This is a genomic window from Maribacter aquimarinus, assembly GCF_047345505.1.
Classification (GTDB): Bacteria; Bacteroidota; Bacteroidia; order Flavobacteriales; family Flavobacteriaceae; genus Maribacter.
The window spans coordinates 68,499-82,779 of sequence record NZ_JBLFEO010000019.1; the positions used below are offsets into that span (position 1 = coordinate 68,499).

Consider the following 14,281-nt stretch of genomic DNA (forward strand, 5'->3'; position numbering starts at 1 on the left):
ACGCCCGGCATGGTCAACACCGTTGCTGGGCTGTCCCTGATCGCCAAGGTGGTGGTAACCGGGTATCTGTCCGGGGCCACCAAGAGCATCAGGGTGGGGCCGGGAATGGAATTCAGTCAATACAGGGGCTACGAGCCCGGTGACGATCTGCGCTTGTTGGATTGGAAAATGGTGGCCCGCTCCGGTAGGCACTACATCAAACAATCCGATCGTGAGAGCCAGCTCAATGTCACCTTTGTCCTGGACACCAGCAACTCCATGGCACACACCGAGAATGGGCTTTCCAAAATAGATCATGCCCGCACGCTCATAGCGGTCTTGGCCTATTTGGCACAAAAACAGGGAGATACCGTACAGCTGTATGCCCTGAATGAAGAAGAGTTTAAAAGCCTGCGCACCAAGCCCGGGAAAACAGCGTTCCAGCGCCTGCTGCTGCAATTGCTTCAACTGGACGTAAATGCCAAATGGCCCGATAGTGCCACGGCCGCCAAGAAAATGCAGGCCAAGGGCGGGGCAGAACTGGTCTTCTTTATCACGGACCTTTACGAAAGGGAACAAGAGCTCACCACTTTTGCAAAGGGACTGAAATCCCCGCGCAATGAGGTTATGATACTGCAGTTGATGGGCAAGTCCGAAATGGAGTTCGATCATAGCGCCAACATCACCTTCCAAGACCTGGAGACCGGAGACAAGGTAAAGGTAAACGCCAAAGAGGCACGAAAGGCCTATCTGGAACAAATGGAGCGGGCCACGGAAAGAAACAAAATGGAATTTTTGGGGCAGGGCATTGGGTACAAACGCTTCCGTATGGATGAAGACCTGGCAACGGTCTTGCCCCTCTTTTTAAAGGTACGAAATAAGTTGCGGTAAGATGATGTTTTCCAAGGTGTTCTATTTGTGGGGATTGCTGGGGCTCTTGGTGCCCCTGATCATCCATCTATGGAGCAAGCGGGAGGCACGTACCCTGAAGGTGGGCAGCATTGCTTGGCTCAAGGCTTCCCCTTCGCATCGGTCGCGAAGCATACAACTAAAGGAGTGGGGCTTGTTGCTCTTGAGGATGTTGCTCCTGGGCACCGTGGTGATGCTCATGGCCGGGCCATCCCTTAGGGAGAGAAGCTCCCCGGCCCCGCTCATTTATTTGGTGTCTCCCCTCTTGGCAGGCCAGGGGGAGTGGACCCCCGTTTTGGACAGTCTTAAGGAGCGCGCAGCCGTGCGTCTCCTGGCCAAGGGTTTTCCGGAATGGGAGGGGGGCGTGACCCAAAAAGAGGTGCGGCAGCCGCCCCACTATTTGCAATTGGTGCCCGAAATGGAGGCCCTGGCCGCGGACAGTATCGTGGTCTTTGTGCAGGGCTTGGCCAAAGGGGTCAAAGGTCGTTTGTTCAGCACCAAGAAAAAGATCCATTGGGTAACGATGGGAGCGTCGGAACCCCCAACAGAGCTTCCCTTGGAGGCCTGGAGGCAGGAAGATGACGTGGTGGTGCGCTTTATGCAGAGCGATGCCGAGCACACCCGTTTTTTTAAGCAAAGATATGGCTACCAGAGCTTGGCGGACCGTGGCGATATCTTGGGAGACACCCTGTCCCTGACGATTATGGATAGGCCGTACAAATTGTTCCTATCACAGCCGGAACCCCTTAAGGTGGGGATTTACACAGCGCTTGGATTTGAAGATGATGGCCGGTTCGCCAAGGCCGCCTTTGCAGCCCTGGGCACGTATCTGGAACGCAAGATACAGCTGCTGGAGGTGGCGTCCGCGGACACCGTGACCTCCCAAGAAATGGACGTCCTTGTCTGGCTCAGTGACGGGCCGGCTCCGAATTTTTCCGGTAGGCTGTTGGCGTATGGGGAGGATATCTTGGCCGATGGGCTGGTGGTGCCCGGCCCAGAGGAGGGTCATTTTTTGGTAACGGGCCGCTTGGACTTGGAACGTGCCACCAAGGGCAGATTGGCAGAACAACTGTTGCCGCTTTTGCCCTGGCCAGGCGTGGCTGCGGAAGCCATACAGGAACATGACATGAGGACAATGGAGTTGAACGCTTTGGTGCCCCAACAAAGCCAAGGGGAAGCATTGGCCACCCAATGGGCGCAAACAGACCTTACCCAGTGGTTCTGGCTGCTCTTGGTGGTCTTGTTTGTGGCAGAACGCATCTTGGCCTATATAAAAAAACACTGATGGAAACAGCTAAAAGTGCTTTACATAGCTTCACCCGGCAATGGCAGCTGCTCCTTTATGCCGAGTCGGGGCTTTATGCCCTTGGGGCCTTCCTTTTCCTTTGGGTGCTGGGCGTAGGTCTTTGGTGGGCACTGCTTTGCTTTGCCTTGGTCCAATGTGTGGCCCTTATGTTGTTAAAACCTTGGAAAAAGAACCTTCAAAAAACCAGTGCCTACATTGATTCGCATCTGCCCCAAGTGCATTTCAGCACACATCTTTTGTTACGGCCAGAAGGCCAATTGCCCCCGCTTTCCCAGTTGCAGCGCCACAGGGTGGGCCGTGTGCTCCAAGAGCATTTGGTAGGTATGCGCCCTCCGCATCGCCTAAAACGGGGACTTTTGTCCGCCATGGTGCTCTTGGGCCTGGGGTGGGCCATTTCCAAAGGGCTTTCTGCCACTTCCCGGGCCGGCGGGCCGCCTGCAAAAACGGAAATGTTGAGGTTTCAACCCGTAGCGGACTCCCTTTCCAAGAGCGCAGCAAGCCCACAATTGCTCTCCCAGAACATCATTTTAGGCTATCCAGACTATACGGGCCTGGGCACGGAACGGAAAGAAGATTTTAACATCAGGGCAGTGGAGGGCACCAGCGTGCTATGGCAACTTCAGTTCAATGCGCCCCTGGACACGGTGCTTTGGGAATCTGCCGATAGGGCCCTGCCGCTGCAATTCAGGGATGGGCGTTATGAAATAAAGCAAACCTTGGAGACGTCTGGCTTTTACGGATTTCGGTTTGTGGATGCGGATGGCCATGCCCAGGTCAGCGAGCTCTACCCAATGGAAGTGTTGGAAGATCAACCGCCCTTCGTAAAAATGGGCACGCTGCCCCAATACACCTATTTTGAGCATTCGGATGAAAAGGAAATACGGCTAAGCCCAGAAATTGGGGACGATTTTGGGGTGGCATCTGCCCACATCGTGGCCACGGTGACCAAGGGCAGCGGGGAAGCGGTAAAGTTCAGGGAAGAAAAATTGGCGTTTGACACCCCCTACCGCGGTGGGCAAAAGACGCTCAGGCCCACCGCGACAATCAATTTGGAAGACCTGAAGATGGAGGTGGGCGATGAGCTTTACTTTTATGTGCAAGCGCAGGACAACAAAGCACCGAGCCCCAACGTATCCAGGAGCGAGACCTATTTTGCCATCATCAAGGACACGGCCACAAATGCCTTTGCCGTGGCAGGGGGTATGGGGGCCGATCTGATGCCCGATTACTTCCGGAGCCAACGACAGCTCATTTTGGATACGGAACGTCTGATTTCTGAACGCAAGGCCAAGACCAAATCCGAATTCAATGGTCGGAGCAATGAATTGGCGTTCGACCAAAAATCCCTTCGCCTTAAATACGGGCGTTTTATGGGTGATGAGTCTGAAATGGAACGGGTGGATCAGGAATTTGAATCGGCCAACGAAGCCGTTGACGATCACGAGGGCCACGACCACGGGATCGAAACGAACCATCTCCCGGACGGATACGCCCACGATCACGATGGGGACAATGAGCATAATTTGGTGCCCGAGGACCACGGGCACGATCACGAACACGATACTGGAGGTGATGGTGAAGGCAAGGAGGACTTGTTGCACGGCTACCTGCACGATCATCGCGACCCAGAGGCGGCCACCCTTTTTGAAAAGTCGTTGAAGGTCAAATTGCGCGAGGCCATCACCTTCATGTGGGATGCAGAACTACATCTCAGGTTGTATGCCCCTGAGGAATCCTTGCCCTTCCAGTACGCCGCTTTGGAGCGCATTCAGGAAATAAAGAACAGTGCCCGCATTTATGTGCACCGTATTGGTTTTGACCCGCCGCCCATAAAGGAGGAGGTTCGCCTAAGTGGGGATATAAATGAAGTTGGGAACACCACCCAGCGCTCGGAACCAAAATATGAGCCCCCTTATGCAGGGCTTCGCCGGGCGGCCACGCGGTTGGGGCATTTTATGGAAGGGAACGGTACGTTCCAGGATACGGATGTGGCACTCTTCAAGGAGGCAGGCAATGAATTGGCCTCTCTGGCCATAGAGTCTCCGGGACGTCATTTGGAACTGTTACGTCTTTTAAAGGGGCTGGAACGTGAAGAAAACCGGAACAAACCCTATTATGGGAAACTGCAGAAGGGAATCATCCATATCTTGCCCCGCGCGGAAAGGGTTCCCGCGCAGGAAGTTTACGGGCAAGATGCCCTACAGGCCCATTTCCTTAAAGCCCTGAAGGAGCATGACTGAATCTTGGCAACTTCTCCGTCCGGAACTGTTTTGGCCCGTTTTGTTGGGTAGCGCCCTGGTCTTTGCGGCCTTTTTGGCCAAGATCCTATTGGAGCGGAACAAGCCCTTTCTTTGGGCGCGCATCTTGCTGGCCATGTTGGCGGTGGGGTCATTGGCCATGTTGTTGTTAACGCCGGCCCATGGCCGGGAGCGGGAAACGGGGAGCGCCATTTTGCTTACACAAGGATATGATGCCAAGACCTTGGACAGCTTAAAAGCCGCCCACAAGGGCATACGGACCATAACGTACGATTCCGTGACCGGTGCCATCCCCAATTTGGGGCAAAACACTTTGGTATGGCTCTTGGGACAGGGCATTGAGCCCTATGATTTTTGGCAGTTGGAGAACAGAAGGGTAACCTTTCTACCGGGAAAATTGCCATCGGGGATTTCCCGCGTTCGGTATGATGATGAAGTGGACCTGGGCAGTGCCACCACCCTTTTGGGGGAATATCTGCGCCCGGCCCCGGGCAGTTGGTTGTTGCTCAAGGATCCCAGCGGCACTGCAATGGACTCCCTGGCGCTCCATGATGCGCCGGAACAGGCATTTCGGTTCCAGTTGCGGCCCAAGGCGGTGGGGCAATGGCGCTATCAACTTGTGGTGCGGGACAGTACGGGCAGGGAGCAAGGGTCAGAGCCATTGCCCATACAGGTGCGGTCTCCCCGAAAGCCCAGGGTGTTGCTGTTGAACGGTTTCCCCACATTTGAGAGCAAGTACCTGAAAAATTTCTTGGCCGACAAAGGACACTCCTTAACCGTGCGCAACCAATTGACCACCGATCGCTATCGCTTTGAACATTACAATGCCCCACCGAAGAACATCTATGGCCTTACCCAAGAAGGGCTCAAGGCATTTGATCTGGTGGTGACGGACACGGATACCTATAATGACCTCTCCGGGAGCTCAAGGGGCGCACTGCTGGCCGCTGTGGGAGAACAGGGCCTTGGCCTGTTTTTACTGCCAACGGGTGCCCTTTTTTCCGGGCGCCCGTCTTTTTTTCATTTTTCAAGGGCGGCATCGGAGAAGGTGGTCTTGGGAGAGGGCGGGAACAGCGCGGTAGCCAAGCATCCCTACCGGTTTGCCGGTCCGTTTCCCTTACAGCGGCTCTTTCTCCGTAAGGGACAGCCCTTGGCCGGCTATGTTCCCCTGGGCAAGGGCAAGGTGGGCACCACCTTGTTGAAAAACACCTATCCCTTACTGCTCAAGGGCGAGGCCGAAACCTATGCCCAATTTTGGAGCGAAGTGCTGCCCAAGGTTGCCAAGGGCCGTGAGAGTTCAGTGCAGATGACCTTGGGAAATCCGTGGCCACGGCCCGGCCACCCCCTTCCGTTTGAAATGGCCTCCCAGGAGGAACTCCCAAGCATACGATCCAAAAGTGGCGCAAAGATACCATTGCTCCAAAATGTGGAACTTGGTGGCCGGTGGCAGGGGAGGTACTACCCCAAAGAAAAGGGATGGAACCAAATTCTGGCCCGTACGGACACCCTTTCTTTTTATGTCCATGGGCCGGAAGCCTGGAAAGCCGCAAAAGCATACCATTTGCTAGAGGCCAACCAAAAACGGTTCAACGGGAACGCCCCGGCCTTGTCCGTACCGGAACTGGAGTGGCATCCCTTACCGCCCTTTTTGTTTTTTGTGTTGCTGTTGCTCTCCTTGGGCACCCTTTGGTTTTTTGGAAAGACTTGAGAACATCCCAGGGGGTCTGTTCCCCGTGGCCTCTTGTGCTGATGGGCCTTGTTTTTAAATTTTGGTTGTAATGCTGCCTCCTGAGAAAATAACGACTATATTTGATTTGGTTGTTTTTTAAAGATGGAAGTGAGCCCAAGAAACTGGGCTGGTCCAAAAATGGGCAACCAAACAAAATGGAGTCCAGCCACCATAAAAAAAACGGGGCGTATTCTGAAAAGCCATACGAGTAGGAACCACCATTAAAACCAAAAGAACATGAAGAAACGTATCTTTAAAACAATGGCCGTTGCCATTGCGGGCAGCTTTTTAATGACCTCTTGTTATACCTATACCACCGTGGTGGGCTCAGGTGCACAAGGTAATTCTGAGACCAAGGCCTGGAACCACTACGTGGTGTACGGATTGGCCCCTGTTGGCGTCTCCGATGCCAAGGAACTAGCCGGCGGTGCAGCCAATTATGAGGTGACCACCACCCATACATTTGTAAATGGACTAATTGCGGGCCTTACTTTTGGGATTTATACTCCCACGACCACCATCGTTAAAAAGTAACATGGCCGTTGTGCCTTGTTCAAACCCAGTTAACCCCGTTGATTTCCATGCTAAAATTTACATTCGGTTTGTTGGTGGTGCTCTCCCTGATTTTAACGGTACGTATCGTGACCATTTTGGTCAGTGATTTTGAGCGACTCACCGAGTATGGTATGGGGTATTTGGTAGGCCTTTGCGCCCTGTTGCTGTTGCTGTTGTCACTGAGTTACATTACGGGCAGAAAGGTGTTTAAATAGCTGGCTTTGGGTAAATAAAGTCCGAAAGCTTTTCCGTTGGGAAGTAGCTTTCGGACTTTCTTGTTTTTAGGGCTCCCGGTGCCATAGTGCCCATTCCCTCAAGGAAATGGACTGAAATGATTTATCGGCCAATGCCCAATGGGGAAAGGGGAGCATCACTATTGGATGACATCTTCCAAAATTTTGGAGGTTTCCAAGTCATTTTTAATCTCGTCCCGTTGTTCCCGAATAATTTCCTTGAGCCGCTGGGGCACCATTGTTTCGGTGAGCACATCATTGTATTCTTCCACCGCGGCCTTGTCCCCACGCACGGCTTCTTCCAACATCGCCTCATCATCATCTGCTGTAAAAAAAGATTTTACATCCATCCAAGCACGGTGCATTTGGCCGGCGGCACTGCCCTCCAAGGCCGTACTTCCCAGATCCAAATCCGGAGCGGCGTTCCGAAATGTTTTTAGGAACAGTGCTCGCTGTTTGGCCCTTCGTTCAAAAAAGGCCTTTACGCCTTTGTCCTTGGCGTTGTCCGCAGCTTTCTTAAATCCCTTTACGGCATCCTCATTTTTGGACATCAAGTCTTTTAATCGGTTTTCAATGGTTTTCACGTCTGTGTTCATGTTTTTGTTTTTGTAGCGATAACTCAAAAAAAAGGTGCCTATCGCCATAACACAGCCATAAGATAGTCCAGAAAGGGGAGGTGGATCGCCACAATCAAAGGGTACTTTGCCCCAAACACTGGCGCGCCCCGTGGGATGCGGTGTACGGAGCCATTGTTCTCGTGTGGAGGGAATACTGGGGCCACCACAAGGGTTTGTGCCTATGCCATAAGCGTCCGGTATGGCCGCACACCTAGAGGGCAATTGTCCCTGCGGTTATCCTTTTAAGGGCATGTTCACCACAAAAGGTTGGTCATAGAAACGCTGTCCGGTGGCGCGGTACATGGCGTTGGCCAAGGCCCCCGAAACCGGGGGCAGGGAGGGTTCCCCAAGGCCGGTGGGATCTATGCCGTTGTCCACAAAAAAGGTAGCTATTTCTTTGGGCGCCTCGCTGTGCCGCACCAAATGGTACGTGTCAAAATTGGCTTGTTCCGGTTTGCCCTCCTTAAAGGTCATCTGGCTGTAGGTGGCATGGCCAAGGCCATCCACAATGCCGCCCTCGATCTGGTTCTTGGCACTCAGCGGATTAATGACAATGCCACAGTCCACGGCGCACCAGACCTTGTCCACCACGGGCTTGTTGTCTTCCATATGGAGGTCCAATACCTGGGCCACATAGGAGTTGTGGCAGTAATAGGCAGATACGCCCCTGGCGGCTTTGTTGCCCTGTTCCCAGCCAGACCTGTCCCTGGCCAGTTTCAGTACCTCAATGAACCGTTTGGCATCGTAGTCGTTTTTTTCTGGATCGCCCACGGGATCGGCAATGGCGCGCTCAAAAAGTTCCAGCCTAAAATCGAAGGGGTCTTTTCCGGCAAGCTCGGCCACCTCGTCCATAAAGGACTGTTCCGCACCGGCAATGAAATTGGAGCGCGGTGCCCTCCAGGCTCCGGTGGTGACATTGCTGTTTAAGCTGGCTTTTTCCGCCAGGTAATGGTCCACCGCCCCTGCCGGGAACCGATTTTCGAAAACAAGGTCATCGTTGGTGCCCACGCCTTTAACGGACCAGGCAATGAGACGTCCGTTGTCATCCAGTCCGGCTTTGTACCGCACTTTGTAGGCGGGGCGGTACGTGCCCTGGGTCATGTCGTCCTCGCGGGTATAGACCAATTTAATGGGGGCCTGCATCTTTTTGGAGATCACCGCGGCCTCCACGCCAAAATGACCGTACAACCTACGTCCAAAACCACCGCCCATACGGGTCATCTGAATGTCTATTTGTTCCGGGGGCATTCCCAAGACGGACACCAAGGTCTTCTCAAGGAATTCCGGGGTTTGTATGGGACCGTTGAGGATGGCTTTTTCTGGGGTCACATGGGCAAAGAAATTCATGGGCTCCATGGTATTGTGGGCCAAAAAGGGCGCGCTGTAGGTACGTTCCACCACCTTGGCCGCCCGGGCAAAGGCTTTGTTTACATCCCCATCTTTTCGGGCAGGGGCTTCGGTGGGTTTGTCCAAGAGTTCGGTCAGGGCCTTGTCATGGTAGGCACTGTCCTCCAGTTGCGAGGATTTTTCCCATTGTACCTCCACCTGTTTTTTGGCCTGCATGCACTGCCAGGTGGTTTCTCCCACAATGGCCACCAATTTGTCGATCCCACCGCCGTCAGACCACTGTTTTTCGCTGCCTTCCGGATACACCTCAATGGGAAACACATCCTTGATGCCCGGCATGGCCTTGGCCTTTTTGGCATCCATGGAGGCATAGGTCATTCCAAAGGCGGGCGGATGGATGATCATGGCAATGAGCATGCCCTCTTCTTTTAGATCTAGGCCAAACTGCGGTGCCCCGGTCACGATTTTTTTGCCGTCCACATTTCTTCTGTCGGTGCCAATGATCTTGAAGCCACTGGTTTTTTTCAGTTCCACGGTTTCCGGTACTTCGATGAGGGCGGCAGCCGCGGCGAAGTCGCCATATCCCGCTTTGTTGCCACTTTCCTTATGGGTGAGCACGCCGCCGTCCGTCTCAATTTCTTCCACCGGTACCTGCCAAGCCTCTGCAGCGGCGGTTTTGAGCATCTGTCTCGCGGTGGCCCCGGCCATGCGGAGCCCTTCCCATCCTTGGCGGATGGACTGGCTGCCCCCGGCAATCTGTCTTGTAAAGATGTCCGTGTTCAACGGCGCCTGCTCCACCAGTACATCCTTCCAATCTATGTCCAGTTCCTCTGCCACGATCATGGGCATGGCGGTTTTTACGTTCTGGCCAATTTCGGGATTGGGAGACATGATGGTCACGAGTCCGTTATCGCCTATTTTTAAAAAGCCGTTGATGTTAAACCACTCCTTGGGCATTTGCATCACCTCTGCCGCGGTCTTGTCCTTACAGGAGCCCAACCAGGTAAATCCAAGCATAAGGCCGCCGCCGGCCGCAGCGGATGTTCTTATGAAAGAGCGTCTTCCTATTTTTGTTCTGATACGTGTCATGATGCGTGGTTTAAAATAAGGTTAAGGAAAGGGGGTCTGTCCTCCGGACGTTAGGCTTCACTTGTTCCGGCAGCGCGTTTTATGGCTTTTTTGATGCGCACATAGGTACCGCACCTACAAATGTTCCCGTCCATGGCACTTTCAATGTCTTGATCGGAAGGATTGGGGTTTTGGGACAATAGGGCCGCGGCACTCATGATCTGTCCTGCCTGGCAGTACCCGCATTGGGGCACGTCCATTTCCAGCCAAGCTTTTTGCACGGGGTGGTCCCCCTGTTCCGAGAGGCCCTCTATGGTGGTGATTTCCTGTTCGCCCACGGCAGCCACGGGAAGTTGGCAAGAACGCACTGCATTGCCCTCCAGGTGAACCGTGCATGCCCCGCATTGCGCCACCCCGCAGCCAAATTTGGTGCCCGGCAGGTTAAGGTGCTCCCGCAGTACCCAAAGCAAGGGCGTGGTGGGATCCACCTCTAATTGTTTTTTGGTCCCGTTTACGTGTAGGGTGAATGTGGCCATAGTGTAGCAACTTTTTAAGATGTTATGGAAATTACAACTTTTTTGCGCTCTTGAAAATTCTTTAACATTCCTTAGGGTTTTTGTTGAAGCGCCATCCACTGCAAAAGGTTTACCGGTCTTCCTTCTGCCATCACGGGCCCACCGTTAAAATCCAGGTGGGCGTGGTTGCTGTGCGAATAGATCCAGGAGAGGTGGCCATTGTAGTGGAAATCCGCGCCGCCAAAGAGTCCGCTGAGGTCAACGACGTGGTCGTAATAGGAAAAATGGGTCTTCGTGGCCCCGGCGTCCCTGAGTCTCTTGTACAGGGGCACCACGGTGTCCTCCGGTGGCGTAACCGTATCGTCCTTGGCGTGTATGAACCAGATGGGCACATGGGCAATGGAGGCTATTTGGGCATCCGTGATATGCCGCGCCTCGTAGGCCAAGGCACTGATGTAGGCCGCCGCAAAATAGTGGGGATGCCGCAATACCAATTTTAAGCTCATGTAACCGCCATTGGAGCATCCGCCAATGTAGATTTTACGGGTATCAATGTTGGGGTGGTTCTCCACGTACATCTTAATGAGTTCCATCAGGGCTTCGTTGTAGATGTCGTTTTCCTTGCCCCGGGTATAGCGCCCTTGGGCATTTTGCATCCAAAAGGTAGGGGTTTGGGGCACCAAAACGTGCGCCCCATTGAAAATGGCCTGGATTTCTGGCGAGGCGTAATTGGTGGCCTTGTTGGCCGCCAGGGCAATACTGGGGTCGGTACCGCCTTCCCCGCCACCGTGCAGCCAAATGATAAGGGGTTTTTTTCCACTGCGTTCTTCCGGGACAAAATGGGCGTAGGTGAGCTTTGTTTTACCCAAAGAGAATGTTCCCGAAAGGTCAAAACGATCGATCTGGGGCCGTAAACGCCTTCCTTCGGTGTTCCATTCCCTTTTGCTGGGCAAGTGGCGTATCTTTAATTGATATTTGACCCATTTGTTAATGCCCCTGCCGTTTTCCGTAAGGTATTTCATGGGCGATGAGATGGCCTCCAGCGGACTGACAAACAGTACCAAGGTAAGGTGTTTGCCCTTTGGTATGGCCCTGCCCTCTTCATCGGATACATAGGCGTGCACCACTTTTCGGGGACCCTCCGCTTCGGCTTTGGGCAGGGTTGTTCCCGCTGCTGTTTTGTAAGCGGTAACGCTAAAGTCACTGGCTTTTGCTTGGGCCAAAGTGCCCTCCCAGGGCAAGATGACCTTGTTGGCCCCCGGGCCCCAGTCAAAACCTTCCACCACTAGGGTATAGGTGGTGCTTTCGCCGGTGTGCTGCGCAAGGCCCCAATGTAAGGAAAGGCCCCATGCCATGAACCAGACCAGTAGTTTCAAGGTGGTGGGCGCAATGTTCTTCATCTTATTCAAAACCAAATGTTTTTAGGCCCTGATGGCTAATTTTTATGGCTTCCAGCGGAGCCAGGTCAAAGGTATTGTCCTGCTCCACCATATAGTAGCGCATGCCGCTTTTTTCCTTGGCATCCAAGATGTTCCCAAAATCTATGGTGCCCTTGCCCACGGGCGCAAATTTGCCGTCCTTGTCCATGTCCTTTACGTGCCAGATGGGGAAACGTCCGGGGTACTTTTCAAAATAGGCCAGTGGGTCTGCCTTGGCCTTTGCCACCCAGTACAGGTCCATTTGATATTTTACCAGTTCGGGGTCGCAATGCTCCAAAAGGTAGTCTATGGGCACCACACCGTCACCATTCGCCACAAACTCAAAATCGTGGTTGTGGTAGAGCAGTTGCAGCCCGGCCATCTTGGCTTGTTTCCCGAGCTCGTTCAATACCTTGGCCAGTTCTTCCAAGCTGCCCTTCATCCCCATGGTTCTGGCGGCCCGGTCAAAGGTAAACATCCCCATGGGCGGCACGGGTATGACAAAATAACGGAAACCGACCGCCTTGGCGTGCGCCATTTGGGTGGCCGCATTGTCCAGGGTAACGCTGCCTTGGTGGGTGCTAATGGGAACGAGCTTACGCTCTGCCAATACCTCTTTGAATACTTCCGGGGCCATACCATAGTAGCTGCCATCTTTATATCCCGCCGCTTCAATATAGGCATATCCGGCATCGGCCACCGCCTGGAGCGTGGTTTTGGCATCTTCCCCCATATCCTTGCGCAGGGTGTAGAGGGCCAGTCCGCCCAACCGGTCTTGGGCAAGGCAAAGGGCGGGGGCCACCCCCAAAAAGAGCATCATTGCTCCAAGAATTGCGTAACGTGTGGTTTGTTTTTTCATTTTATATTGATTTTTAAAAGATGTTTTGCCCTTAATGTACATTGGAAATCCCAATATGGCTTCTAACCACCGCAAAAGTATCGCATTGCGACTTTTTTCAAGGTAATTGTAGTGGTGTGACGTTAAGAATGGAGAAAAAGTTAGGGCGTGTTCCATCTCAAAGGGTCAACCTCAAATTCCAATACCTCATTTGGGTGTAATCTTGTGGCAAGATAAGTTAAAAAAATAGTTTCATTTAGGTTGATGCGCGCTTGGGTTTATACCCGTTCTCGTTTGAAATGCAGCCATGGAAATGGAATTGTTTTTTTTGGCCTGCGAAAAAGAAAAATCAGGCATAGCCCAGCTACGGCTTATTTTTATTTTGAAGTAGGGCGTAAAAAGAAACCATTTATCGGCTTTTTTTCAATTGGGAAATGGTATTGTTTCCGGAGCTTAACGCGGATAGGGGAGGCCATCTTTCCCGTATCTTGTCCACATATTGCCCAGCCTTCCATTATCATCGTTGTAAGGGTGGCGAAACCAAGTGAATGTTGTACCTTGTAGGGGTTGGTGGTTATCCATTGACCTAAATAAAAAAACAAAGGGTAGATGAAAAACATTAAAAAAGAAGACCTGCCCCAAGGGGTGTTCGACCTTTATGACGACTATGCCCACAACAGGATAAACCGAAGGCTCTTTTTGGATAAACTGGGAACCTACGCAGTGGGTGGCCTTACCGTGGCCTCCTTGTTGAGCTATATGTCCCCGGACTATGTAAAGAAAGTACAGATCAAAAAGGACGATCCCCGGCTTCGATCGGGTTTTGTCCCCTATGCGTCTCCCAAGGGCGGTGGTACCATCAATGCCCTTTTGTCCCGGCCCAAGGATGCCACCGAAAAATTGCCCGGTATTGTGGTGGTGCACGAGAACAGGGGGTTAAATCCGTATATTGAGGATGTGGGCCGCAGGGCCGCATTGGCGGGCTTTATCTCATTGGCCCCGGATGCCTTGACCCCCTTGGGTGGTTATCCCGGTAACGATGACGATGGCAGGGAACTGCAACGAAAGCGCGATCGAGGCGAAATGCTGGAGGACTTCATCGCTGCTTTTGAACATCTAAAAAACCATCCGGAATGTTCGGGCTCGGTCGGGGTGGTGGGTTTCTGTTTTGGCGGATGGGTGGCCAACATGATGGCCGTGTCCCTTCCCGATCTAAAGGCGGCCGTGCCTTTTTACGGAGGGCAGCCCACCGAGGGCATCGCGGAGATCAAAGCGCCGTTGTTGCTCCATTTTGCCGAACTCGATAAACGGGTGAATGCCGGTTGGCCCGCGTATGAGGCCGCCCTGAAGGAACACGGTAAGACCTACACCGCACATATGTACGAGGGCGCCAACCATGGCTTTCACAATGATACCACGCCCCGGTACGATCGGGAAGATGCCGCCTTGGCTTGGCAGCGAACGGTAGCCTTTTTTAAACAGCACTTGGCCTAGGCCCAAGCTAGGCTT

General features: G+C 53.1%; 12 protein-coding genes. 7 read left to right on the forward strand and 5 right to left on the reverse strand.

What is annotated here, in order from left to right:
• Positions 1-9: 9 nt before the first annotated feature.
• The 6 genes from ACKWCC_RS13620 to ACKWCC_RS13645 all read left to right on the forward strand — a co-directional run bounded on the left by ACKWCC_RS13620 (position 10) and on the right by ACKWCC_RS13645 (position 6,951).
• On the forward strand, positions 10-870 hold the full coding sequence (locus tag ACKWCC_RS13620) for a DUF58 domain-containing protein (RefSeq protein ID WP_413996498.1): 861 nt from the start codon (positions 10-12) through the stop codon (positions 868-870).
• A 1-nt stretch (position 871) separates the two neighbouring features.
• Complete coding sequence (locus tag ACKWCC_RS13625; protein ID WP_413996499.1) at positions 872-2,173, forward strand: BatA domain-containing protein; 1,302 nt, start codon at positions 872-874, stop codon at positions 2,171-2,173.
• On the forward strand, positions 2,173-4,434 hold the full coding sequence (locus ACKWCC_RS13630) for an NfeD family protein (protein WP_413996500.1): 2,262 nt from the start codon (positions 2,173-2,175) through the stop codon (positions 4,432-4,434). The genes ACKWCC_RS13625 and ACKWCC_RS13630 overlap by 1 nt, the downstream gene beginning before the upstream one ends.
• The gene (locus ACKWCC_RS13635) at positions 4,427-6,160 is read left to right on the forward strand and encodes a hypothetical protein (protein WP_413996501.1); all 1,734 of its coding nucleotides are present in this window, start codon (positions 4,427-4,429) and stop codon (positions 6,158-6,160) included. Before ACKWCC_RS13630 ends, ACKWCC_RS13635 begins: the two co-directional genes overlap by 8 nt.
• Before the next feature lie 258 nt (positions 6,161-6,418).
• Entirely contained in the window at positions 6,419-6,715 is a 297-nt protein-coding gene (locus ACKWCC_RS13640; protein ID WP_413996502.1) for a Bor family protein, read from the forward strand.
• Between the two features lie 47 nt (positions 6,716-6,762).
• Positions 6,763-6,951, forward strand: coding sequence for a hypothetical protein (locus ACKWCC_RS13645; protein ID WP_413996503.1), 189 nt, complete (start codon positions 6,763-6,765; stop codon positions 6,949-6,951).
• Positions 6,952-7,109: 158 nt separating this feature from the next.
• On the opposite strand, the gene ACKWCC_RS13650 is transcribed toward ACKWCC_RS13645, so the two are convergent.
• From ACKWCC_RS13650 to ACKWCC_RS13670, 5 genes are all read right to left on the reverse strand, one after another.
• Positions 7,110-7,565, reverse strand: coding sequence for a ferritin-like domain-containing protein (locus ACKWCC_RS13650; protein WP_413996504.1), 456 nt, complete (start codon positions 7,563-7,565; stop codon positions 7,110-7,112).
• A gap of 255 nt (positions 7,566-7,820) precedes the next feature.
• Positions 7,821-10,022 carry a xanthine dehydrogenase family protein molybdopterin-binding subunit gene (locus tag ACKWCC_RS13655; protein WP_413996505.1) on the reverse strand — a complete coding sequence of 734 codons (2,202 nt, stop codon included), beginning with the start codon at positions 10,020-10,022 and terminating at the stop codon, positions 7,821-7,823.
• A gap of 50 nt (positions 10,023-10,072) precedes the next feature.
• Positions 10,073-10,537, reverse strand: coding sequence for a (2Fe-2S)-binding protein (locus tag ACKWCC_RS13660; RefSeq protein ID WP_413996506.1), 465 nt, complete (start codon positions 10,535-10,537; stop codon positions 10,073-10,075).
• Positions 10,538-10,608: 71 nt separating this feature from the next.
• Positions 10,609-11,916, reverse strand: a complete 1,308-nt coding sequence (locus ACKWCC_RS13665) for a prolyl oligopeptidase family serine peptidase (RefSeq protein ID WP_413996522.1) — start codon at positions 11,914-11,916, stop codon at positions 10,609-10,611.
• A 1-nt stretch (position 11,917) separates the two neighbouring features.
• Positions 11,918-12,793 (reverse strand): sugar phosphate isomerase/epimerase family protein, encoded by an 876-nt coding sequence (locus ACKWCC_RS13670; RefSeq protein ID WP_413996507.1) that lies wholly within the window; start codon positions 12,791-12,793, stop codon positions 11,918-11,920.
• 588 nt (positions 12,794-13,381) lie between these two features.
• On the opposite strand from ACKWCC_RS13670, the gene ACKWCC_RS13675 reads away from it, so the two are divergent.
• The gene (locus tag ACKWCC_RS13675; RefSeq protein WP_413996508.1) at positions 13,382-14,266 is read left to right on the forward strand and encodes a dienelactone hydrolase family protein; all 885 of its coding nucleotides are present in this window, start codon (positions 13,382-13,384) and stop codon (positions 14,264-14,266) included.
• Positions 14,267-14,281 lie beyond the last annotated feature (15 nt).